General features: G+C 53.2%; 19 protein-coding genes. 7 read left to right on the top strand and 12 right to left on the bottom strand.

Annotated features, from left to right (window positions below):
- Positions 1–15 precede the first annotated feature (15 nt).
- Together Pla22_RS16990 and Pla22_RS16985 are read left to right on the top strand one after the other, a co-directional pair.
- On the top strand, positions 16–513 hold the full coding sequence (locus Pla22_RS16990; protein ID WP_242632118.1) for a GNAT family N-acetyltransferase: 498 nt from the start codon (positions 16–18) through the stop codon (positions 511–513).
- Positions 514–630: 117 nt separating this feature from the next.
- The gene (locus tag Pla22_RS16985) at positions 631–1,470 is read left to right on the top strand and encodes a hypothetical protein (protein ID WP_146516003.1); all 840 of its coding nucleotides are present in this window, start codon (positions 631–633) and stop codon (positions 1,468–1,470) included.
- Between the two features lie 1,046 nt (positions 1,471–2,516).
- Here the strand turns inward: Pla22_RS16985 and Pla22_RS16980 are convergent.
- From Pla22_RS16980 to Pla22_RS16960, 5 genes are all read right to left on the bottom strand, one after another.
- Positions 2,517–2,936: a hypothetical protein gene (locus Pla22_RS16980; protein ID WP_146516002.1), complete on the bottom strand. Its 420-nt coding sequence runs from the start codon at positions 2,934–2,936 to the stop codon at positions 2,517–2,519.
- Between the two features lie 140 nt (positions 2,937–3,076).
- Complete coding sequence (locus Pla22_RS16975; RefSeq protein ID WP_146516001.1) at positions 3,077–3,547, bottom strand: GNAT family N-acetyltransferase; 471 nt, start codon at positions 3,545–3,547, stop codon at positions 3,077–3,079.
- Between the two features lie 107 nt (positions 3,548–3,654).
- Positions 3,655–4,101, bottom strand: coding sequence for a hypothetical protein (locus Pla22_RS16970; RefSeq protein ID WP_146516000.1), 447 nt, complete (start codon positions 4,099–4,101; stop codon positions 3,655–3,657).
- A 501-nt stretch (positions 4,102–4,602) separates the two neighbouring features.
- A complete protein-coding gene (nhaD, locus tag Pla22_RS16965; protein ID WP_146515999.1) occupies positions 4,603–5,949 on the bottom strand; it encodes a sodium:proton antiporter NhaD in 1,347 nt (448 codons plus the stop codon).
- Positions 5,950–6,046: 97 nt separating this feature from the next.
- On the bottom strand, positions 6,047–7,741 hold the full coding sequence (locus tag Pla22_RS16960) for a SulP family inorganic anion transporter (RefSeq protein WP_146515998.1): 1,695 nt from the start codon (positions 7,739–7,741) through the stop codon (positions 6,047–6,049).
- A 410-nt stretch (positions 7,742–8,151) separates the two neighbouring features.
- Between Pla22_RS16960 and Pla22_RS16955 the strand changes: the two genes are divergently transcribed.
- On the top strand, positions 8,152–8,346 hold the full coding sequence (locus Pla22_RS16955; RefSeq protein ID WP_146515997.1) for a hypothetical protein: 195 nt from the start codon (positions 8,152–8,154) through the stop codon (positions 8,344–8,346).
- Between the two features lie 147 nt (positions 8,347–8,493).
- Here the strand turns inward: Pla22_RS16955 and Pla22_RS16950 are convergent, their stop codons facing one another.
- The 3 genes from Pla22_RS16950 to Pla22_RS16940 all read right to left on the bottom strand — a co-directional run bounded on the left by Pla22_RS16950 (position 8,494) and on the right by Pla22_RS16940 (position 10,976).
- Positions 8,494–9,897 (bottom strand): OprO/OprP family phosphate-selective porin, encoded by a 1,404-nt coding sequence (locus Pla22_RS16950; protein ID WP_146515996.1) that lies wholly within the window; start codon positions 9,895–9,897, stop codon positions 8,494–8,496.
- 282 nt (positions 9,898–10,179) lie between these two features.
- Positions 10,180–10,422 carry a carbon storage regulator CsrA gene (gene csrA, locus Pla22_RS16945; protein WP_146515995.1) on the bottom strand — a complete coding sequence of 81 codons (243 nt, stop codon included), beginning with the start codon at positions 10,420–10,422 and terminating at the stop codon, positions 10,180–10,182.
- A 164-nt stretch (positions 10,423–10,586) separates the two neighbouring features.
- On the bottom strand, positions 10,587–10,976 hold the full coding sequence (locus Pla22_RS16940) for a hypothetical protein (RefSeq protein ID WP_146515994.1): 390 nt from the start codon (positions 10,974–10,976) through the stop codon (positions 10,587–10,589).
- A 189-nt stretch (positions 10,977–11,165) separates the two neighbouring features.
- Here Pla22_RS16940 and Pla22_RS16935 point away from each other — a divergent pair, with 189 nt between their 5' ends.
- Positions 11,166–13,781, top strand: a complete 2,616-nt coding sequence (locus tag Pla22_RS16935) for a CHASE3 domain-containing protein (protein WP_165440715.1) — start codon at positions 11,166–11,168, stop codon at positions 13,779–13,781.
- A complete protein-coding gene (locus Pla22_RS16930; protein ID WP_146515992.1) occupies positions 13,778–15,247 on the top strand; it encodes a sigma-54-dependent transcriptional regulator in 1,470 nt (489 codons plus the stop codon). The genes Pla22_RS16935 and Pla22_RS16930 overlap by 4 nt, the downstream gene beginning before the upstream one ends.
- A 6-nt stretch (positions 15,248–15,253) precedes the next feature.
- Here Pla22_RS16930 and Pla22_RS16925 read toward each other — a convergent pair whose 3' ends face one another.
- Positions 15,254–15,904: a class I SAM-dependent methyltransferase gene (locus Pla22_RS16925; RefSeq protein ID WP_146515991.1), complete on the bottom strand. Its 651-nt coding sequence runs from the start codon at positions 15,902–15,904 to the stop codon at positions 15,254–15,256.
- A 196-nt stretch (positions 15,905–16,100) separates the two neighbouring features.
- On the opposite strand from Pla22_RS16925, the gene Pla22_RS25970 reads away from it, so the two are divergent.
- On the top strand, positions 16,101–16,172 hold the full coding sequence (locus Pla22_RS25970; RefSeq protein WP_146516577.1) for a pentapeptide repeat-containing protein: 72 nt from the start codon (positions 16,101–16,103) through the stop codon (positions 16,170–16,172).
- Positions 16,173–16,426: 254 nt separating this feature from the next.
- Positions 16,427–16,627 carry a hypothetical protein gene (locus Pla22_RS16915; RefSeq protein ID WP_146515990.1) on the top strand — a complete coding sequence of 67 codons (201 nt, stop codon included), beginning with the start codon at positions 16,427–16,429 and terminating at the stop codon, positions 16,625–16,627.
- 118 nt (positions 16,628–16,745) lie between these two features.
- Here the strand turns inward: Pla22_RS16915 and Pla22_RS16910 are convergent, their stop codons facing one another.
- From Pla22_RS16910 to Pla22_RS16900, 3 genes are all read right to left on the bottom strand, one after another.
- On the bottom strand, positions 16,746–19,988 hold the full coding sequence (locus tag Pla22_RS16910) for an efflux RND transporter permease subunit (protein WP_146515989.1): 3,243 nt from the start codon (positions 19,986–19,988) through the stop codon (positions 16,746–16,748).
- A 17-nt stretch (positions 19,989–20,005) separates the two neighbouring features.
- Complete coding sequence (locus Pla22_RS16905) at positions 20,006–21,505, bottom strand: efflux RND transporter periplasmic adaptor subunit (RefSeq protein ID WP_242632117.1); 1,500 nt, start codon at positions 21,503–21,505, stop codon at positions 20,006–20,008.
- A 241-nt stretch (positions 21,506–21,746) separates the two neighbouring features.
- Complete coding sequence (locus Pla22_RS16900) at positions 21,747–22,256, bottom strand: hypothetical protein (RefSeq protein ID WP_146515987.1); 510 nt, start codon at positions 22,254–22,256, stop codon at positions 21,747–21,749.
- Positions 22,257–22,421 lie beyond the last annotated feature (165 nt).

Genomic DNA, 22,421 nt, shown 5'->3' with positions numbered 1-22,421 from the left:
AGAGAATACCGGGGAATGAGTTTGCGCGAAGCGAAGATGGATACGGACTATCACCTACGTCACTTCGTCCCAGAGGACGGTGAAGCGTGTTGGCAATTGTTTCAGGATACGATTCGACGCATCAACACGCGCGACTATGAGCCTGAACAGATCGCCGCGTGGTTGAATGCGAGTTCCTCATTCGAACTTTGGCTACAACGGTTCGAGGGCAAGTTCGCGTTCGTTGTTGAGCGAGAAGGGAAACTTGGCGGTTTTGCCGACATGGGCCTGGACGGCTATTTGGATCGCCTATTCGTTTCGGCTGATCACCAGCGTCGAGGAATCGCGACGATGCTAACACTGGCGATCGAAACCAAGGCTATGGAAGTCGGTTTGCGGCGCATCTATACGCACGCCAGCCTTACCGCTCGACCATTCTTTCAATCACGAGGCTATCAAGTCACAAAGAAGCAGTCGGTCGACTGTAAAGGTGTCTACCTAACTAACTTCGTTATGGAAAAGCGCATGAATTGATCGTTTCGCAAAAGCGCAATGCGGTAACCGGAAAAATCAAACTAAGTTGCCTTCAGTGATCTAGCCGACGGTTCCGATATTTAACTTGGCCTCAGTTTTTCCCAGGGAGCTATCAAGTTGAAAATCAACGAGCAACAACCCGCCGTGATGACACTTGAGCAGAAGCGACGTGTTCAGGATAGAAACATCCAGAGCGTGTTCAGTGAAGTGCTAATGGAATCAGGACGCGCAGGCTACGCTTCAGCCGAGAGTTCCGATACTGCGGTGCCTCTTGCCGATCTCGTTGAACAGTCTTGGCACCAATGGTATCAGGTGGAACGCCTAGGTCGATACGCAAGTCCCGAAGCGCCTCAAGATCTCGGTCAGACGTTCGGCAACGTTCTCAACAAGGCTTACAACGAAGGCGCCTACGTTGATCCTAAAGCGTTTCTCAGCGGTCTATCAAGCGAAGAACTCGATAGTATCCAAAGTGCTCACTGGCTAGCGAATTCGATCGAGGTCAATTCGTTGAGCGAAGAAGGGGCGTTGAATCTTTTGCTACCCCCTGCGGCCCAGGTCGATGTCAATCGAGATGGACTGACCCAGTCGGGTGCCGCCTACTCCATCCGTTTTCCTAACAGCACGACGCCGCCCGAAGTGGTGGTGGCTTGGGATGCCGCGACCGCTGACCTGACCTTTCAAGAACGCATGACCTACGAACTGGAAATGATGCTCCCGGCGATTCTTTCCAACATCGTCCTTGCACCGGATGGTTCCTATTCGCATACCAGGTCACCGGGTGATCCCGATTTTTCCAATCCAATGGCCGCTGACGACTATTCCTACGTGAAAGTCACTCAGGATTGGATTGGACATCTCGACTACTTCAAAAGTCAGCTCGATCCCGTGCGATACGAGCGAGACCGAGGCTTTTGGAGTTCGTTCCAGGAACAGCTCCACAATGCGGGCGCTAAGTAGTTAGCAAGCTTCTCACACCAGCACCGTGTTGAACTCTTACCAAGCGAAACATCTTTCCGGTGAAGCAACACGAGCGAGCAGCACTTCTTTCGCTGAAACCGACGCATCAATGCCCACCGATGGGAGTACGTTCTCAGCAACACGAATAGGTAAAGGTGAACAATAGGGTGGCTGATAGAGGAACCGTCATACCGCGTTGAATTCGATTCACAGATCTGCTGCGAAGACAAATTCTAAAACGACTTGCTGGTCACCACACGAAAGAGATCGGGATTCCAGGCTTTTGTCTCAACGGACGATTCGCACGGCGAAGCCTAAGTGATGGGCGGCTCAGATGACTCAGACTGACGCAATACAAAACACTGCGAACGACATGCAATCACCCTATAGAGATTGAAGCGGAGCAATCAAAAAGTGTAATCGAGGTAAGCTTCGGCGGCATCTCGATCCGCGAACCCTCACGTTTCACCCGATCCTCCGGCCGGGGTTTCCGTTTGGCTATCTTTGCCTTTACATCCCCGACCTATTGGAAACGGCGTTAGATCCGGCTCGCAGAATCTCGTTTTCGCCTCTGGAGACATAAACCGCTCTTTCGAATAGAAAAAACGGAGTGTCTTCTGTTGCGATAGCTCTGGATGATTCTCGTAAAAGTCATCCGCGTTCGCTGATGGTCCGTACTCTGCAATTGCAAATTGGACTAGGCACAACCACGCGTGGGTCATCGTTTCGTGAAATCCACTTGTCGACGAGTCCGGCAACTGATGGGCAGCGTTATGCGCCTTGATACCGTCACGAATTCTTGAAAGTGCCTCTCCAAACGAATATCGACAGAGATAAAGATAGGCAAGTTTTATATGGTCTCGATGGTGCCATCTACTGAGAGGCCAACGACATCCTTCGAACTCGGCTAGGAATGTTTCATCGTCTGTCATAGGTTGCTTTAATCTGTCAGACAGCAGCGGAATGCGTCGAGTGCGAGCGAACGATGAGTAATGAGCGAGACTCCTCGTCAATCTTGCGGCATCCATCAACATTGCTTGGGTTTGTCATGCGGCAATCCGCGATCCACACGTCCATCGCGTGAAGGTATTCATCGGATGCGGGCGATTCATCGGATGCAGGCGATTCAACGAACGTCCTAAATCTTGTCCAAGCGCCCAGGGCCACCATGGTAACAAACTATTAAACAGGTACCGACTCAACGCAACAGCCATCGGTAGGACAATATACAGTGTCGGTAGGATTAGAATCGACCAACGACTTAAGCGAGGCGAATGATATCCAGTGATCGATGTTGAGTATCGCATCAGCAGGTACAGCGGCACGACGAACACAAATGCGAACCACAGCGAGTGATCACCGTACGCGATCGAGCCTACCAACGCGATTGCGGCTAGGAAGACCGACCAAGTGAGGAATCGCTTGTCCCAGTCGCGTCGAGTTAGAACATGCTTCGAGATTGGCATTCAGTTTAGCCTCAAGTCGCTACCCACCACCTGAAACGCTAGACCAGATCAGTCGCCGACGGTCGGGTTTTTGCGGGCGGCAGCGATTGACTTTCAAGCAGACGAAACTACCTGCCACCAACGCTGCGTAACACCCATGGTCATGCGAGGTTTGGTTGTGTCGGTACCTTCAATACCGGCAAGTTCCGCCCTTTTGGTAATGATTCGCGAAGACCAATGCGAGTGCCGCCAAAACGAAGGTAGAACCCCTCCGCGTTTGGGTCAGACACAACCGTAACAAAATCGAACCCCGCTCGAGACGCTAGCGCGAGGGTGTATTCTAGCAGTTGCCGACCAATCCCCGTGCCAATGGAAGAGGGATGAACCCAGAATTCATCCAGTTGACATTGAGTGTCCGCAATGCAGAGCGAGGAAACGGCAACAGTGTCGCCAGAAATCTGTGCCACGGACACTGTGCGAGTGGCGATATTGTCAGGAGTGAAAGTGAACCCCGGAATCCAGAGTGACATCTGCTCTTCGTCGTAGCCCCATGTGCGTTTCGATGCCGTAGCAATCCTAGTCAATTCGTTAGCCTCATCGGGCCGCGCTGGACGAAAGCGTAACGTTGTCATCACAAGTATTGGCTACAGGTAAGCGTCACCAGGCGGCGGAAGCAAGGCAACCATTTGCAATTAGTCTCCACCGCCGCTCCGTAGGCACGCGATAGTGATCCGCAGGTCTATTTGAGCAGTTCTATTCGCGAATCGCAAAACTCACAATCCGCATCAAGCGCTGGAGGTAACGTCTGGTCACGTTGGTACAGCAAGAGCATTGGAAAAACTTCAGTATGCTGCTTGAACAATGGGTGTGGCTCTATCTCCGCCAACCGTTCGATCCACGACGTCATTGCGACGGGTACGTTCGTGTTGATCGCCTGTGCAAGGCGGTCCCAGCCATCGAAGTACGGAGCGTCAACAAAGTCCTCGTGAGCTGAGTCTCCTTCGTAGACCTCAAGGCAATTCATGATTTTGCCTGAGGGTTCATACAAACGCCGAAACGCGGTAATCGCACAAATTTCGCTCCAAGCATATTCGCCGTAACGGTCTACATCGGGCGGGTCGCTAGGTGCGAAGTATCGCACACGAAAGCCGTCAGCGGTCAGTTCAATTTTCTTCGTGACAAACAAGAGTTCACTTACAAAGTCGGATAACTGTGCTTCGCACCGTTCTGGTAGGGCTGGGCATACAGGTGAGAAGATGTGCGATACAGGTTCTCAATCCTGATGGCACCTTCGGCTGGGAGCGAGCCAGACTTATTCTCACGCGGGCGAGAGGGCCACGTCAAGCGATTAGCTTTGGCTGCAGTGGTCAGCTAACGTACCGTTGAGGCGATTCGAGGTACCGTAGGGATTTATGGTGTCTTTGGTGCATGTCGTGCAACTGTTAAATGGACGTTTTATCGTTTCATAAACCTTGCCTCGATGCTCACCTGGCAAAGGCATTTCGCAAATCGGCGCTTCCGCTAGGCACCTACCGTTCCCGCGACGGCACCACGTGAACTGTTGACGAGCGATTCGTTCTATCGGTGCAGCAACAAGTTCAGCATGCAACCATTCATTCGTCTCACCCAACGCATCATCGCCCACGCCAAATTCACGTGTGCAAATCGTCGTGTGGATTTGCTCGGGTCATAACGTGACTGCTTGTTGAGCCATGACAGCAACGGCCCCGGCGATATATCCCGCCATGGCCCAAGGGGCGATTCGTTTGGCGTACCACAAGAAGTCAACATTTTCTAGGCCCATGGCGGCCACTCCTGCGGCCGAGCCGATGATCAGACAACTTCCGCCGGTCCCTGCACTGTAGGCCAACAACATCCAGAACGGATCATTGATTGGCAGGTCATACATCTCAATGCCAGCGGCGACCAGTGGCACGTTATCGACAACCGAAGAAATCAAGCCAATGGCGACGGCAACGATGTCTCGATTCGGAAGAACCTTATCTAGCCACATGGCCGCCGATTGCAGGACGCCGGTTGCGCCCAGAGCACCGACCGCCAACAGGATCCCCAGAAAGAAAAGGATGCTGGACATATCCACTCTTCGCAGCGCCGCTAGCACTCCCGTGGTCGACCGCGTTTGTTCGTCTAGCGTATGGCCAACAACTTCGGACACCACCCATAGAATCGAAAGACTTAGCATCATGCCCATGTACGGCGGCAGATGGGTGTATGTCTTGAAGAGAGGAACACTGAGCAAGCCCAGGATTCCCAACGTCAAAAAGAGCCATTGGTGCCATGGCCGTATGTCCTTCGCGAGATGATGTTCGGAAACGGTTGGTGGAACGAACTGGCCAGACATCGATCGCGAGAATCCAATCATCGGCACAATCAAGCAAACCAAGCTTCCTAGAAACAGCTCGCCCATTACTTCCATGGTCCCAAGTTTGTGCTTGATCCAGAGCATGGTCGTCGTCACGTCGCCGATCACGGTCCAGGCCCCGCCTGCGTTCGCTGCAATCACCACAAGACCAACGAATCGCAACCGGTCGTCGCGATCGCCAACCAACTTGCGTAGCAAAGACACCATGACGATCGTTGTCGTTAGGTTATCCAGGATGGCCGAAAGGAAGAACGTTAGCAGTCCCACTGTCCACAAAAGCGTTCGCTTGTTTCGAGTGCGGATTCGGTCAGTGACCAGTGCGAACCCTTCGTGCGCATCGACAAGTTCGACGATGGTCATGGCGCCCATCAAGAAGAACAGGATACTTGCGATCTCACCGGTTTGGTGTAAGTGCTGAGCGTCAATCGCGTAGTGCAACGCGACATCGGTCGCATTTTCCGCAATTGACTCTTGTTGAAACCAATATGGAATCGAGTCAGGTGGCAATAGATCCGAAAGATTGACCACATAAAGTGACCAGCAAACGACTCCGATGAACAGAGCGCTGGCAGCCTTATTGATGTGCAGTTTGTGTTCGAACGCGATGGCTAGGTAGCCGAGGACAAAAACGACGAGGATCAGGTTGAGCATGAAGGAATGAACGATGTAAATTCAGCCCGGCATGTTGGCATGGACCAAGGAGATGATCCCTTCCGACGCGTCGAGCTGGAAGCGGTGTGGGAAAGATTTAGTGAACGGGCTGGCGTTTTCGTGCAGCCATTGGATGATCAGAGAGCGGTGTGTGGTTGTCGAGTCCAACGATCGTCAGTTCGACGCCGGCTCGATGGAATTCGTCTTCCAATTCATGTAGTTTTTCCATCACGCTATGGTCCACCAAGTGAGCGTTGGAGAAGTCAATCGTGGCGCCTTTGCCATGCACCAAACTTGCACTGACGAGTTGTCGACGGAATGCAATCCAGTTGCTGAACACAGCTGATTCGGCAGCATGGACTGTGATCTCGCCGTCGACGTTTTCTTCAATGTCGAGGTAAGGAAACAGAAGCGAGCGTGGTGATACGCCATTGAGGTAGTGAATGGCAAATTTGGTGGCGATCCCGATTCCAATCCCGATCAACAAATCGGTGGAAAGCACAGCGATAATCGTTGTGACGAAGATCACGAGCTGCTCTTTGCCAACTCGGTAAACGCTCATGAACTCACTGGGTGAAGCCAGGCGAAACCCGGTAAACACCAGCATGGCTGCCAAAGCGGACAACGGAATTCGGTGAATCAATGCGGGCAGCAGGGCAACAAAGCCCAAAAGGAAAACGCCGTGCCACATGTCCGCGAAACGGGTTTTTGCTTGGTTGTCGATGTTGGCCTTGCTACGCACGATCTCCGAAATCATTGGCAATCCGCCGATGCATGAGACAGCGGTATTGGCGATGCCGACCGCGACCAAATCTCGATTCAAATTCGTTTTGCGACGGTAGGGATCGAGCATGTCCACTGCTTTGGCACTGAGCAAAGATTCAAGTGAGCCGATCAACGAAAACATCACGATCCACTTCAATGCTACTGGCAGGGTCTCGCCATTGGTGAATACACGAAAGTCCGGAAACGCCATCGCACCGACTAGATTGAAAGGAACGTTGACGAGAAACTTTTCGCCAAGTGAGTACTCATGCCCAAACATGGAATAGGTGTGTTCGTGCGCAAGGTCAAACCACACGCCCATCGGCACAGCGACTAGCAGCACGAGCAGCGGTGCTGGGACTGCTTTGACGATCGTATTCTTGGTTCGTGATTTCCAGAACGACATCCCAAACAGAATCACCAAGCTGACGATTCCGATCGCAGCGATTTCAGGATTGGCGGCCATCAACGTGTGGGGCAGTTCGCGGATGATCTCTAGCGGTTCACCGGATGCGGTTTGACCGACGGTGACAGGCAATTGCTTGGCGATAATGATCACGCCGATCGCCGCGAGCATCCCGTGAACAGCGGAGGTAGGAAAGAAGTCTCCCAACACACCAGCTCGCAGAAGCCCAAATGCAACTTGACAGAGACCAGCAACCACACCCACCGCTAATGCCATCTGATAGGCTTGCATGTCGGCCGCAGCATCGACGCCGCCTGTATATCCAAAGCTAGTGACCGCGCCCAAGACAATCACGATCATCCCCGCCGCGGGGCCTTTGATGGTCAGTTCGCTGTTGCTCAGGAACGTCGTCAGGACTGATCCGACGATGGCGGTGAAGACGCCGGCGATTGCGGGGAACCCAGATGCGATCGAGATTCCCAAACACAGCGGTAACGCAATCAGGAACACCAGTCCTCCGGCGACCAAGTCATCCTTCATGTACCTCTTGAATCCAGACAAATTTCCTCGTGGAATCTCTGCATCGTTTGAAGTGGCCGCTTGATCTAGGCTTTTTGTCATTCTGGATGGGCGTAGGCATGGAGGAATCGATGGGCTCGGAGCGAGTCGACTTCCCTATCGCACGAATCGTGCCGTATCGCGTCTGACTCAGAAAACGCCGTTGGAACCGTCAATGCAGTTTGTTTGCGGAAGAATATTGATCGGCGCGACCAGAGAATGGTCGCGTCGACGAGAGAACGTCTTCAATGACAAGCCCAAAATTGGCAGATGTACCGGGCGAGAATGTCGTTAACGGTGCCGGGCATCCAGTGTGGCACGTTCATTGCGTCAGAGATTCGGCACAAGATCATCAACGACCGAACCCAAAGGCGGATTCGGTGAGGTAGCAAGTGATGCACAATCGGGTTCTTTGACTGACGCGTTTGGCGGCTTGATGGTCTTACCGATTGTTTCAATAAAGGTTTCCAATCATGACACGTTTCGTACGCAGCTTGATCGCAGTCGCCACCTTGGTAGCGGTCTTAAGCACCTCCGGCGTCGCCTCGGCCGACCGCATCAACAATCCGATCTTGCGCCGTCAACATCCCAATGTCGGCTTTTGGCAACACGGAACCACTCACCACGTGCAAGCTCAGGCTCGTCCGTTTGTGAGTTGGCTGCGCTAGTGTCGGCTGAGCCAACGTCGAAAGCCTCGCGTCGGAATCATCCTTCGCGGGGCTTTTTCGTTTCCCAACCATATCTGGGCGTCGTCGTCACAACCTGACTGGTAAAAGCGCACGCGGTTTGACGAAGCCGTGCAAGCTAAGGCTTCGTTAGAAGTCAAACTGCACGCGGCTGGCAAACGTATTGGTGTGGCTATCCCCCAAAACCAGATCATTTAGCTGTCCGTGCACATACTCGAACTGGCACTTGCCGTTAGCCCACCAATACCAATTCAATGCCACCGACGAAGACGTCAACTCGCGACCCTTGCCAGGCACACCAGGTTTGCCAAAGAGAGGGTTTAGATCCAGGTAGCTCAGTTGTCCCGCGATTTCCCACGCCCCCCAATCACCCTTACAAATATCAAGGGGGTGATCGGGTTTGATTCGGCCGAATACCGCCGCGGCTCGGTTGTAAGGAATCACTTCACCGGTCAGGACATACCGGGCTCTCACGTAGCCGCCCTCGACGGTCACGTTTTCGCCGGTCGGCAAATCGAGGTTGGACCAACGGTATTCCGATTGGATGAGGCCTCGACCCAATGACGCTGCGGCTTCGACATTGAACAGGTTTGCCGTGTCGACTGCAAACACACCCGAATTGACAAACGGCGGAACCCCATCGATCGGAAGAACGCTGAGGCCGGTTGGACCTAGGTTGGGTTGTTGCCCCACAAAGATCTCGTCTTGGCTAACGTACTGTAGTTGCCCACGACCGGGATTAAGAAAGCTGTGATCAAGTCCGACATGCAGCAGCCCACAATCTCCACGGTCGACCAGCAAGCCCGTAATCCGTTCGGCAGTTCCATAGCCGCCGTTGTCAGCGTAGACGTTTCCAAAGTTGTCCGACAATGTCCGGAATCCAGATACCGCCCATGTGATCTGGTCATCGACGGCAGTATCCGAAAGCATGATTCCGGTTTGTCGGAAGGGAGCAAGAGCAAAGGTGGTAGGACGTTCCATGAACGTCAATTCTCGTACGCTCGTTAGTTCGCTCATGCCGAACGGTTGGCGGAAACGTCCAATACGCAGATTGCCCAGCGGCGTGTCGTTGATCTGAGCCCATACGTCGACGAATCGGGCTTGGGCCTGAGCGAAATCGAACTCCATCAAGTACGAGGCTCGCTCGGTCAAGTTCCCCGCCGCCGCAATGCGTGCACGTCGAAACCCAGTCCCATCTTGGATATCACCGAGAGTGGCAATGCTTTCGTCTGACTGATCGAAGTATGCGGTGTCGAGTTGAAAGAATCCGGTAACCTTGAAGTCCGGGTAACTCTTCTTGTCTTCGCTTTTTGTTACCGGAACACTCGCGACGTTGCTGGCCTTGAGTTCGTCGATCTGCTTTTGCAGCGCTTGAATCTGGTCGCTTGTCGCCAGTTCCACAGCTTCTTCGTCGATCAGCATCTCCGAGAACTCTTGGCTGGATGCAACCGACGCCCCCATGCTGAATGCTAGTCCCAAAGCCAATAACAGTTTCGCCGCCTTCATGATCGCTTGCTCATTCGTTATTGCCATCTGAAAGGGAGTTCAATCGGCGTTAACCCGACGCCCCTTCTTCATGTTCGTCATATCCGGGGACTTGTCCGAGCTGCATTGAAAAGACGTCGCAGTCTCTTCGCAAACTACGCATGGCCCCTATTTTCATGGGCGAAGGGCTGAACCTGCGTATTCCGGTGAGTGTTTCAGCCTCGCCGATCGTGGTGAGAATCACCAAATAGCGGCGGAGAACGTGAAACCAAGCGTTTCGATTCTACGAAGCGGTGCCCGCAACCCGTCAATGCATGCGATTTGCGATGTTTACGTTGCCGTCGCTGAAACAGCCAACAACGCACCGACTAGCGGATCTAGATCTAGCCCACTCTGTTTTACAACCACTTGGGTTTCGGACGCGAGCTTTTCGAGTTCGCCGCGGACGACTCGAATCTCCTTGGGAGCTTCGATTGCAAGTCGCACTCGGTTTCCCTGCACACGAATGACCTTGATGACAATGTCGTTACCGATTTGGATGGACTCGTCTGCTTTTCGACTCAGGACCAACATGAGAATTCCTTTTCGCTGGCGTTTGATAGGGGGGAGCGTGCCTGAAGCCGATCAGCGAAGCACACGTGCAATCATCTGCACGCTACGTGCCAATGGCTATAAATCGTCTATTTATGCCAATCATCTGAGCAAAGCGGCTAAAGATTGGTCGGCCTGATCAATTGTTATCCGCCGACGGCGTCTCGCAACAACGTCCAGACAACGGGATCGCGATACTTGGCTTCAAGCTCAACTGCCCGATCGACCATGGCAATCGCTTCGTCGGTCTTGCCGAGACACATCAAAGCCATCGCGGTTTCGGCAGACTTTCTTGCCGCTAAAGCGTCGTTCTCAATACTGGCGAGAAACTCCATCGCCAGATTCCATGCCGCAGACTCATCACCCGAGGTTGCTTCAGAAATCAGTCTCGCTTGCCTGGCCCGGACATTCTTCAGGTTAAGCCGAAGTGGCCCGACCGCGGTCTTCCAATTGCACCCGGTCCATTGATCGCATAAATGATCAAAGACTCGTTGGAGCGATTCGACGGATCCGTTTCGAGTAGCCAGGAGTTCCATGACGGCGTTTCTTAGACGGGTGTTTTGGTCGGAGGACCGAGAGATTGACTGATGCCTATCCCTTGATGCACATCGCATGCCGACGCGAGTGCGTTTGCAAACAGATTGTTTGGTCCAACGCGGTGATGCGATCGTCCATCGGTGACGCCATGCTTTCAGATCAAGTGGTCGATGATACAATCGATGCACATGAATGTTCCAAGCAATCGTAGCTACTGGTTACCCATCGCCATCGCCGCAGCATTCTTCGCGGTCGCGATCTTCGGTATTGTTACCTACGTCAACACGCTAGCGATTCGGAACAGCGAGAAGGCTGTCGCTCATTCTTACGCCATTCGCGAAGCAGCACAGCAATTGTTGTCGGCGATGAAGGACATGCAGACTGGTCAGCGAGGGTTTCTATTGACCGGCGACGAATCGTTTCTTTCGCCCTATGTGTCCGGAGTCGATAAAGCCGAAACGGAGTTCACCACACTTCACGCGTTAGCGGAATCCGACCCGAAGCTGAGTGACCGCGTGAAACGTTTGCGAGCTTCGTTCGATGAACAGCAGGCGCACTTCATCGAGACGATCGAGCTTCGCCGTGCTCAGGCGACAACAAGTGTCGACGAACAGGTTTTGCGTTTGGTCAAGAGCGGGCGCGGGAAGGCTGCAATGGAATCGGCTCGCCAAGTCGCAAAGCAGATTGTTGAAACCGAGAACGAGCAACTGCAAGAATCCGAGACCCACAATCGTTACCTCTCGGCAATGTCGCAGACGACCATCACGGCCGGTCACCTCATAGCGCTCGCGCTAATTTTAACGACGGGTTTGGCAGCCTGGCTCGATCGACGCAAACGAGATGCTGCTGAACTAGCATTGTTGAAAGAGCAAGACGAACTGGCCGCCGTGATCGATGCGGCTTTTGAGGGGATCGTTGCTTTCAACGATGATTTCTCGATCCGTTTCATGAACCCGGCCGCCGCAGATATCCTGCAAGTCAATCGGGATGACAGCTTTGTTCGCTCGATTCTTGACTTTGTCGTTTGGCCTAACCGTCGCGATGATCCATCGTTGAACCCGGCATCCACCAACGGGTCCGGCGTGCATGCTGCGAAGGGAACCGCGGGACATGAAATCAATAACCCTTTCGCCGTGGCAGCCAGCGAACCGATTCGCGAGTTTGACAACCAGTTGATGGTGCGAAACGATGGGACTGAGTTTCCTAGCAGCGGCACCGCAACTCATACCGTTACCGAAACCGAGCGATTTACTACGGTTCGATTTCGTGACTTGACGGATTTTCACACCAGCTTGATCAAGCAACGCGAGTACTCGGCGATCTTAGAACAGATTAATGACGCTGTTCTGGTTTGTGACCTCGATGGGAAGGTACGATCTTGGAACAGTTCCGCCGAGCAATTGTTTGGCCTGAATGAATCACAAATGGCTGGCTCGCATGCACGCACCCTCATTTCGGCTGAACCTGAACAATGGGATCGCGAACGCCAAGAACTATTAAGGACTGGCCGCGTTAGTTCTCAATTTGCTTGGAAGTCGTCCGGCGGTCGTGACTACGTGCTCGAACAACGCCGTTCATTGATTCGTGACGAAAGTGGCGAACCGTCCGGGAAGTTGCTTTTCTTGATCGACATCACGGATCGAGTTCGTGACGAAGAAAAGAAACGCCGCACGCAACGACTCGAAAGTATCGGCACGCTGGCCGGAGGGATCGCTCACGACCTCAACAACGTACTGACTCCTATTGTTATGAGCGCCAAGTTGCTCAAACGAGGCAGCAAGACCCCTGAACGCTTACTCGACAACATCGTCACCAGTGCTGATCGCGGCGGGCGAATGATCAAAAAGCTGCTTGCGTTCGCTGGCGGTGACGAAGGTCAACGCACACAGGTGGATCTGAGTGAATTGCTGTTGGAATTGGAGGAAATACTGAGTCATACGCTTCAGCAAACGATCGATCTTCAAGTGCGAGTACCCGAACAATTGCGAAAAGTGGACGCGGACTCGACCGAGCTTTCCCAAGTCATTATGAACCTGGCTATCAACGCTCGGGACGCGATGCCCGGCGGTGGGCGACTCGAAATAGACGTTGCGGACTTTGACGTCGATGAATCGCGGGCCGCTAGCAGTGATACCTTGTCCGCAGGTCCGCATGTGTTGCTGACCGTCACAGACAACGGTGAGGGAATTTCGAGCGATATCATCGACCGCATTTACGATCCGTTCTTTACGACCAAGGCTCAAGGCAAAGGCACCGGTCTTGGCTTGGCGACGACGTTAGGCATCATTCGTTCTTACAGCGGCGACATCACGGTTTACAGCGAACCGAGCGTTGGCACCAAGTTTTCGATTTACTTGCCGTCTTCCAAACTAACGCCAAACCCGGTTGGTGCCAGTGAAGCGACGGCGTTGCCCACCGGTAACAACGAAACCATTTTGATCGTCGATGATGAACCGATGATCCTGGATACTGCCCGCGAAACTTTAGAGTCGTTCCAGTACAACGTTGTTACCGCCACCAGTGGCGTTGAGGCCGTTGCCACTTTCAAAAGCCAGAGCGATTCATTGAACGTGATTCTGCTTGATATGATGATGCCGGGCATGGATGGTTTCGAGGTCAAAGATACGATCCGGTCCATCGCCCCCAACGCTCGCATTATCGCCACCAGCGGTCTGCGGCGTCCGGGGCACGAAGGGGGCCGACTGCTTGACGTCGATGGATTCTTAGCCAAACCTTACACCGATGAACAACTCCTGCGAATCGTCCGCAAGGTGATCGATCAACCCAACCGGATGACCCCATGACTCATTTGCTCGTCATCGACGACGAACCACTCATCCTCGAGACGATCGAGATGGCGTTTCCCGATGACAAGGTCACCACTTGTCCCACTGCCCAGGAAGGCGTCCAAGCGTTCTTAGATTCCAGTCCCGATGTGGTGCTGTGCGACATTCGCATGCCGGATATGTCGGGAATGGAAGTGTTTGAGAAATTGCATCGCATCGATGCGAAGGTACCGATCATTCTCATGACTGGTCGAGGAACCGCGCAAACGGCAATTGAGGCGATGCAGCGGGGTGCCTTCGAGTACATCTTGAAACCGCTTGACCCGGACACCTTGATTCCGTTGATCGAAGACGCCGCCGAAACAAGTCGCATGACTCGGGTTCGTGCTGTTGTTCCTGACGCATCGGTCGAGGATTCGCTGGCCGACAGTGACAACGACCTGTTGATCGGAAATTGTCCGGCCATGCAAGAAGTTTATCGCTCGATCGGCCGCGTCGCCCGTCAGAATGTAACTGCTTTGATCTTAGGTGAAAGTGGAACGGGCAAGGAAGTGATCGCTCGAGCTATTTATCAATACAGCGAACGCTCGGCCGGGCGGTTTCTGGCGATCAACTGCGCCGCCATCCCCGAGAATCTTCTTGAAAGCGAACTGTTCGGTCACGAGAAGGGTTCATTTACCGGTGCGGACCGCAAGAAGGTTGGCAAATTTGAATTGTGCAACGATGGTACACTGTTGCTTGACGAAATTGGCGACATGACACCGCTAATGCAAACCAAGATCCTACGCGTCCTACAGGATCAAACGTTCGAACGCGTGGGCGGCACAGAAACGATTCGCACCAACGCTCGTATCATCGCTGCGACCAATCGCAATCTCGAGAAGGCGATCGAAGACAAAGAGTTCCGAAGTGATCTGTACTATCGGCTAAACGTGTACACGATCAAGTTGCCGCCGCTTCGGGAAAGAGGAAACGACATCGCTCTGCTTGCCAACTACTTCCTGAAGCGTTTTGCAAAGGAACTCGGCAAAGAGATGACTGGGATAGCGTCCGAAGCCATCGAAATTCTTCGATCTTATGCCTGGCCGGGCAACGTTCGAGAACTTCAAAGTGCGATTAAGCACTCGCTTTTAGAAGCGACCGGACCGGTAATCGTTCCGGCTTATCTGCCGGAAGGGTTACGGAATCACTCGATTCAAGCGAATGCATCGCCAACGGCTAACAACGCCGCGCCAGCGGGAATCGACTTCGCAGCGATGACAAGAGATCGTCTCGCCGCGGGGAGTGAAGATATTCATCGCGAATTGGTCAGCATAGCTGAGCGAGAGATTTTTGCGGAAGTGCTGCGTGCCACAGACGGCAACCTCACCCAAGCCGCCAAACGGCTCGGCATCACTCGAACCACTCTGCGAGCTCGACTTGAATCGCTAGAAATGAGCTTAGAGCGGTCTGCGGTGATCAACGATCATCACAACGACGATTGAACGTAGTTATTGATTTGTGGCAATCACGATCGCAACCGGCATGGTGAACAATCCCATCCGTTCCTGCGTTGTGATTGTGAATCCCGCGTCCGTAATCATCGCTTCCACCGGAATCGGTTGGCAATCGACAATGTGCGGAAAGTGTGTGTGCATCCAAACGTAGGAGTGTTCCAAGATGCTCGCATGATCGTCGGGCAAGACTTCCGCCATGCTGACCACACTCAGCCGACCATTGTTCTTAAGTACGCGCTTGCACTCAGCGAGAACCGCCGGAATTTCAGCGATGGGAAACAATTCCAGAGTGAAGCTCATCACCACGGCGTCGAATTGAGCATCCTCGAACGGCAATGGCGGCGTCTCTTGGACAACCAATTCGACATTGTGAGCGTGACCGGACTTTTCGAGTCGCTTCTGCGCAACATCGCGCATCCCGCTAGAAATATCAACGCCAACAACTTTCCCCGTATCGCCGACTGCTTTGGCCAGCGACACGAGTGAGTGCCCCGTTCCGAAACCGACTTCCAGAATGGATTCACCAGGTTGCGCAGCTAGCAGTTCCAAACCGCGTTCTCTCGCAACGTGCTCTCCTCCATCCGCGATCATGTCATAGGCGTGGCTGATACGGTCGTAGAATCTTTGAGCTGGATTGCTGGTCATGTCGGCTCCTTAGAATATGCACCGGTCAGTCGTCATTGTCTCAGTTTGACCGATGTTCAAAATCGCTCCCAGTCCGCCCTCGAACTGGTGAAGTAGAATCACCGGGGGCACCCAATCAGTCCCTCCGATGACGTTGTCGGAAGGTTAGCCTATTTCCGTACACTTTCCGCCCCGCCCGTCTCGCTGAGCGACGCTAATCCATGCATCGCTAATCCGTGCATCGCTAATCCATGCATCGCTAATCCATGCATCACTGTCGAACGCATAAGAAATGCATCCAACCGACCAAGGACTGTCCGCGACGAGCAAACTTTAGTCAGCAATGATTACCCTTTGGGGGATGCTGGCATTTCGTTGTTCACGCCATTTCATTTCGTTCGGAATGATGGATGCCCTGGAAAATGGCTTGAGTTTTTGAACGGCGGCATCTCGTCTGCGTTTGCGAGAGCTAGGATTTGGCGCAGTTCGTGCACCACCGATCATGCCGTTTCAATGATCGTTACTCTTGCAAAGGATTCCACGATGCGTCGTTCACTCGCACTTTCCCTTCTCGCTGCACTTACCGGCAGCACCTATGCCGAACTCCGTACCACGTCTTCCCCAACCACCACCAAATCCAACGTCGCTCATTCCCAAACTACTGAGCAAAACGAACTGAGCGAAAAGCAGCAGATCATGCTTGATGTGCGACGCCAAGTCGGAAGTGAACTAAGCGATCAGTAGTCGCGACTTCTTGGTCAGCGTTCTTGAGTTTCGATCGGTGACTTAGGCAACCAACAGGACGTTGCGACACTCGCAGACATGATGAACATTCAACGCTTGAGCAGCGTTGAATGTTCGCTCAAACGTCAATCGCTGGTCGAGCCTCAGCCGTATGACCAACTTCGGTCAACTCAACCTCGTTGTTTGATTCATTCACGACGCGAGCGGCCGACTTCATTCCGAACAACCAGAATAGAGCCGGATGCACGAAGAAGTCCAAAGCCGTTGAACTGATCAAACCGCCTAGGATGACGGTTGCGACGGGGTAGAGGATTTCTTTACCAGCTTCACCAGCGGATAGTACCAAAGGAACCAATCCGATTCCCGATGTGAGTGCTGTCATCAACACGGGAGCGAGTCGTTCCAATCCAGCTCGAATGATCATCGTTGGCGTGAACTGCTCGCCTTCGTGTTCGACCAAGTGAAGATAGTGTTGAAGCAACAGAATGCCGTTTCGCGATGCGATACCTGCGAGAGAGATGAATCCTACCATCGCAGCGATCGTGAGCGTTTGTCCGGTCACGACTAGCGCAACTACTGATCCGATGAACGCCATTGGCAGGGCTGCCATGACCTGAAAGGCGAGGTTCACGCTACGGAAGAGTGTGAACAACACTAAGAAAACGCCCGTCATCGAAACAACAAACAAAACTAAGATCACTCGGCTAGCCGACTTCTGGCTTTGGAATTGCCCACCAAACTCGACGAAGTATCCGGGTGGCAAATCGTCAACGATCGGCTGGATCGCGGTTTGTATATCCGTCACGACATCAACCACTCCTCGATCGGCCACATTGCACTGAATGACGGTGCGTCGTTGGACGTTTTCGCGGTTGACCACATTGGGTCCTCCGGATTCGTAGATCCTTGCTAGCGCCGAAAGAGGTAACGTTCCGCCCTCGGGCAACTGAATCGACAATCGCTTCAGTTCTTCGATGTCTTCGCGATACTCGTCTTTCATCCGCACGACTAAGTCGAACGTTCGCATTCCGTCGAGAACTTCCGAGACAACTTTGCCATTCATCGCCGTTTCGATGTACTCATTCACGCTAGCGGTGGTCATGCCGTACTGCGTTAACATGTTCCGGTCGAGCTCGACTCGTAGTTGCGGAATGATCACCTGAGGTTCAAGCAAGGCGTCGGTCACGCCCGGGATTGTTTCCATCACTGCTTTGACCTGTTCAGCCCTTCGCCGCAACAAGTTCAGATCGTCGCCGTAGATCTTGATACCGACCTGAGCCTTCACACCCGAGAGCATGTGCGAGATGAGGTGAGCGATGGGTTGTTCCACCGCAGTGACCACGCCCGGAATGTGGCTCATCGATTCGCGGATCTCGGCTAACTGTTCTTCGCGTGATCTGGGTGAGTCGGGATCAAGCTCGATGATCAACTCCGACATGTTGACGCCCTCGGCATGCTCGTCAAGTTCAGCACGTCCGGTGCGTCGTGCGAATCGCTGCACATCGTCGATCTCTTGCAAAGACTTCTCAACCGTGCGTGCGATAGCATTCGAAGCACTCAACGAAGTTCCAGGCGGCAATACGACGTTTAGTTGAATGGTGCCTTCGTTAAATGGAGGCAAAAAGTCCTTTTCCAGTCGCGACACAACCACCGCCGCGATGGCAACCATGGCAAGCGTCACGCCAAGATTGAACCTTGGAAAGGCCAAGCTAAACCTTATGACTTTGTCCGCAATCCTTTTCAATCCACGAAGCAAGAATCCATCGCTTTCGTGCCCCGTGGACTTGTTCAGTCCTAACAACCAGTACGACAGCACTGGTGTCACCGTCAACGATACGACTAGCGATGAGAGAATCGAAACGATGTAGGCAACCCCCAGCGGCGCGAATAACTTGCCTTCCATTCCGCCTAACGCAAACAGCGGCAAGAAAACCAGAATCACTATCATCGTTCCGAACACGATCGATCGACGCACTTCGGTACTGGCGCGATAGACCACGACCAATGGATTGAGTGGATTGCCTTGGGAGCGGTTTTCCTTGAGACGCCGAAAGATGTTCTCGACGTCAACGATCGCATCGTCAACCAATTCCCCCATGGCAACCGCGATTCCGCCAAGGGTCATGGTGTTGATCGACAAGCCGAAGATGGCAAAAACGATCGACGTCATCACTAGCGACAGCGGAATCGCCGTGAGCGTTATGAACGTCGTTCGCAAATTCATTAGGAATAGGAACAGCACCACGACAACGAGAATTCCGCCATCCCGTAGTGCTTCGGCCACATTTGCGATCGCCCGATCAATGAATGACTTCTGAGAGTAGACAGTCGAGATCTGCATACCGGGCGGCAGACTGGGTTTGAGGTCTTCAATCGCCTGCATCACTCGATTGGTCACCGCACGAGTGTCAGCCCCGGGTTGCTTATTGATGGTCAGCACAACGGCAGGTCCACCCATCCACATCGAACTTATATTTTGGGACTGCGCATCAGTGCCAAGCGTTTCTCCTTCGTCCACTCTTACGAACGCTGAACTGTCACCGCGTTTCACCTGAGCTCCCTCGACAACGTGTGCTACCTGTGATAGCAACACAGACCGACCTGCGCGGATTTTAACCGGAACACTTTGCAAGTCGTCGATGGACTCGATTCGTCCTAACGACCGGACAAGTAGCTCATTAGGGCCTTGTCGATCGAGATAGCCCCCCGTTCCGTTTTCGTTGCTTTTCGTCACCGCCAATTCAACTTCAGCGAGCGTCACGCCGTAGCGCAGCATGGCATCCGGATCAACCAAGACTTGGAACTGTTTGCGTTCACCCCCCATGGTGAACACTTGTGAAACGCCCGGAATCGTCAACAATCGCTGCCGCACAACCCAATCGGCGGTCGTTCGGAGTTCCATGGGATCCGCGTCGGGACTTTCGTTCCACATTCCCAGCATCAAGACTTGGCCCATGATGGACGAGATCGGCGCGAGCTGAGGCGTGATGCCTTGCGGTAAACGGTCTTGGACCATTTGCATACGTTCGGCAACGATTTGCCGATCCGTGTAGACGTCGGTGCCGTATTCGAATTCGACATAGATCACGGACATCCCCACCCCAGACGAACTGCGGACGGCTTCGACACCACTGGCACCATTCATCGTCGTTTCGATTGGAAACGTGATGAGCGATTCAACCTCTTCAGGCGCCATGCCGGGCGCTTCGGTCATGATGACCACTCGCGGTCGGTTCAAATCGGGAAAGACGTCAATCGGCATCACCAAGGTTTGCCAAGTTCCATAGGCAACGAGGAACAAAGCGATGGCGATAACCAGCAGGCGCTGTTGAAGCGCGAATCGGATGACTGCGTTAAGCATAAGGTTGCGACTTCGTTTTAGTGGTTATGGCCGGCATGTGGATCGACTGCACCACCCGATTGATTCTTGATCGCCATCTGCAATTGATGAGCAGCGCGAAGAGCAATGACATCCCCGGGATGGATGGACCCATCGTTGGCGACGACCACCGAGCTTTGGTCTCGGTAACGAACATGCACGGGAACTCGAATGAACCGATTGCCGCTTTTCTCGAACACAAACCAATCGGCACCATCCTTGACCACAGCGTCGACGGGAAGAACGATTTGGTCCTGCCACTCTTCCACCGGCACCCGCAATTCGAGGCGTTGACCTAGTCGATACTGCCACGACAGAAAACGTTGATTGCTGGCGTTGGTCTCGTCACGGACAATCTCGTTGGGCAGTTCGACGAATAACGACAACGTTCGTGATTCAGGGTCAATCGAATTCGAAACAAAGACGACCTTCAAATCTGACACTATTTCCTGTCCCGACGAGCCTCTTAGGACGGCGTCTACGTTCCATCCGCGTTTGGTCGCTTCAGTGATCGCGGCCGTATCCGTTTCAAATGCTTTACCTTCGATGAAAAGCTGTGAATAGTCTGACAACGAACATAACTCCTCACCCGCCATAATGGCCTGGCCTTTATGCACCTGCAGTTCATCAATGACCAGCGCATGCTGCGAATGGTCATCGGCGTGGCTGTCTTGCGCAGCGATCAACTGCGATGCGGGCGAAAGCGTGTACGAAACAGTTTTCGTTTGCAGTTGGCTCAATTGCAGTTCTTCATGATGGTCGTGAGTATCCACATCCGGTGCGACGATCTTAAGTTCTCGCAGCAGCTTGCCGTCCTTTCCTATCGAATCGACTTGACGGTCAGACAATCCGTGCATTCGCAGTGCTTCTCGTTGTGACCTCGCAAAAGCCTCCAACTTTTCCCTCGCGTATCGACGTTCCAGAAGTACTTTGCCCGAAATAGCACCTGATTGTGTTGCCTGTTCGAGTCGAGAGATTTCACGTTCCTCGACCTGCAACTCGCTGATGGTTTTCAAGTACGCGGTTTGAGTTTCGACTAAGTCTTCGTAGGTCAACCGAACTTCGAAGAGTAAATCTCCCGGTAAGACGGCTTCGCCCGTCACCGCATGGACATGCGTGACGACACCATTGAGCGGCGATGAAACGATGATTGACGACCGTCCTGGTTTCGCGACGACGACGGCGGGAACCGTGATGGAACGTCGATAGGTGGAAAGTCGCACGGGGCGAAGGTACCGCAGCGTTAGCCCCAGGTTATTCATGGCCTGAGGAGTCAATTCCAACGAGCTGCCAACGTCCCGGCCATCGCCGGTTGTGCCATGTGAGTCATGATCGTGACTATCGTGGGCGTGTTCGTCGTGATCTGTATCACCAATGGTGACAGGGGCTTTTTGAGAGGCCAGTGTTCTATCGATGAAGTTGGACAGTTGTGGCCATCCAAAGAATGCAGCAACTATCGCCACCACAATCGCGAGCAAGCCAGCAGCCCATCGAAACATTGATGACTGTGTATGGGAAACGTTCGGTCGCATTGGTCGGACCCTGTGAAAGAGACAATAATGTCCAACGTTGAGCGTTGGTTTTGGTCTGGGGCGCAGCAGAGATCGCTATTGATAAGCCATGGGCCGCACGAAAATTTGCAGAACATCAACGCGCATGAGCCAACAACGACTCAGTTTGCGTTTCTTCGATCAGCTACCCAACTACAACGGGCATAGAAGAAGGGAAATCGAGAGCGTCTCAGATTTGCCAAGTCTGTAAGTCGGCGCAACGCCCCAATGCGGTACGCTTGCAATTACACGAGCCGTTGGATCGGCGGTACACGCCATACACCGAAGAGCGTCCCGAAAACCCCAGCCGATCAGTATCGCATTGCGCCAACGATAGGAAGCAAGGAACCAATTCCAGATCGAGCAACCGCAACTTGACGACGATATAGGTGCAATGACCTTCGTGACACGCATGCGAGTGACCAATTGGCTGTTCCAAACACAACAAATCGCTTGATGCCGTCGTTGGGTTGCGACGATCGTCGCCGGTCGGTTCACCATCATGATGGTGATGACCTTCATGTGATCGACACTCATCGACCTTGGAGTGGTGTGTGCCACTGCAACAATGGACAACGTGTGCATCATGCGTCTGACCACACTCGTCCGCAACCGCATGCGTGTGATGCCAGCAACAACCCAACACCGCGTGCGCGGTGAACGCGAAGAGCGTCAAGCGTTGAATGAAGCGAGCAATCACCGTGAAACTACTTTTAGTGGTGCGGATAACTATGCAAATTGTCCCCAACCCCTACTATCGGGTCAATGAACATAAATATTGAACGAAGTGGAGATTCAACTCCGTTTTTGGGTCTCTGCTGGTTTGCAAGCAGAGACGTCGATTGATTTGTTACTAGCAAAAGGC

The sequence above is a fragment of the Rubripirellula amarantea genome, from assembly GCF_007859865.1.
Lineage (GTDB): Bacteria > Planctomycetota > Planctomycetia > Pirellulales > Pirellulaceae > Rubripirellula > Rubripirellula amarantea.
Note: the sequence above shows the minus strand (reverse complement) of the source record. Positions and strands in the feature narration are given on the sequence as shown.

Bases quoted from the DNA above. Each gene is read 5' to 3' on its own strand.
- csrA (WP_146515995.1), bottom strand. From the start codon at position 10,422: ATGTTGGTCCTGAGTCGAAAAGCAGACGAGTCCATCCAAATCGGTAAC.
- Pla22_RS16925 (WP_146515991.1), bottom strand. From the start codon at position 15,904: ATGACCAGCAATCCAGCTCAAAGATTCTACGACCGTATCAGCCACGCC.
- Pla22_RS16915 (WP_146515990.1), top strand. From the start codon at position 16,427: ATGCGTCGTTCACTCGCACTTTCCCTTCTCGCTGCACTTACCGGCAGC.
- Pla22_RS16955 (WP_146515997.1), top strand. From the start codon at position 8,152: ATGACACGTTTCGTACGCAGCTTGATCGCAGTCGCCACCTTGGTAGCG.
- Pla22_RS16975 (WP_146516001.1), bottom strand. From the start codon at position 3,547: ATGACAACGTTACGCTTTCGTCCAGCGCGGCCCGATGAGGCTAACGAA.
- nhaD (WP_146515999.1), bottom strand. From the start codon at position 5,949: ATGCTCAACCTGATCCTCGTCGTTTTTGTCCTCGGCTACCTAGCCATC.
- Pla22_RS16910 (WP_146515989.1), bottom strand. From the start codon at position 19,988: ATGCTTAACGCAGTCATCCGATTCGCGCTTCAACAGCGCCTGCTGGTT.
- Pla22_RS16935 (WP_165440715.1), top strand. From the start codon at position 11,166: ATGAATGTTCCAAGCAATCGTAGCTACTGGTTACCCATCGCCATCGCC.
- Pla22_RS16980 (WP_146516002.1), bottom strand. From the start codon at position 2,936: ATGCCAATCTCGAAGCATGTTCTAACTCGACGCGACTGGGACAAGCGA.
- Pla22_RS16950 (WP_146515996.1), bottom strand. From the start codon at position 9,897: ATGGCAATAACGAATGAGCAAGCGATCATGAAGGCGGCGAAACTGTTA.
- Pla22_RS16905 (WP_242632117.1), bottom strand. From the start codon at position 21,505: ATGTTTCGATGGGCTGCTGGCTTGCTCGCGATTGTGGTGGCGATAGTT.
- Pla22_RS16930 (WP_146515992.1), top strand. From the start codon at position 13,778: ATGACTCATTTGCTCGTCATCGACGACGAACCACTCATCCTCGAGACG.
- Pla22_RS16960 (WP_146515998.1), bottom strand. From the start codon at position 7,741: ATGACAAAAAGCCTAGATCAAGCGGCCACTTCAAACGATGCAGAGATT.
- Pla22_RS16940 (WP_146515994.1), bottom strand. From the start codon at position 10,976: ATGGAACTCCTGGCTACTCGAAACGGATCCGTCGAATCGCTCCAACGA.
- Pla22_RS16990 (WP_242632118.1), top strand. From the start codon at position 16: ATGAGTTTGCGCGAAGCGAAGATGGATACGGACTATCACCTACGTCAC.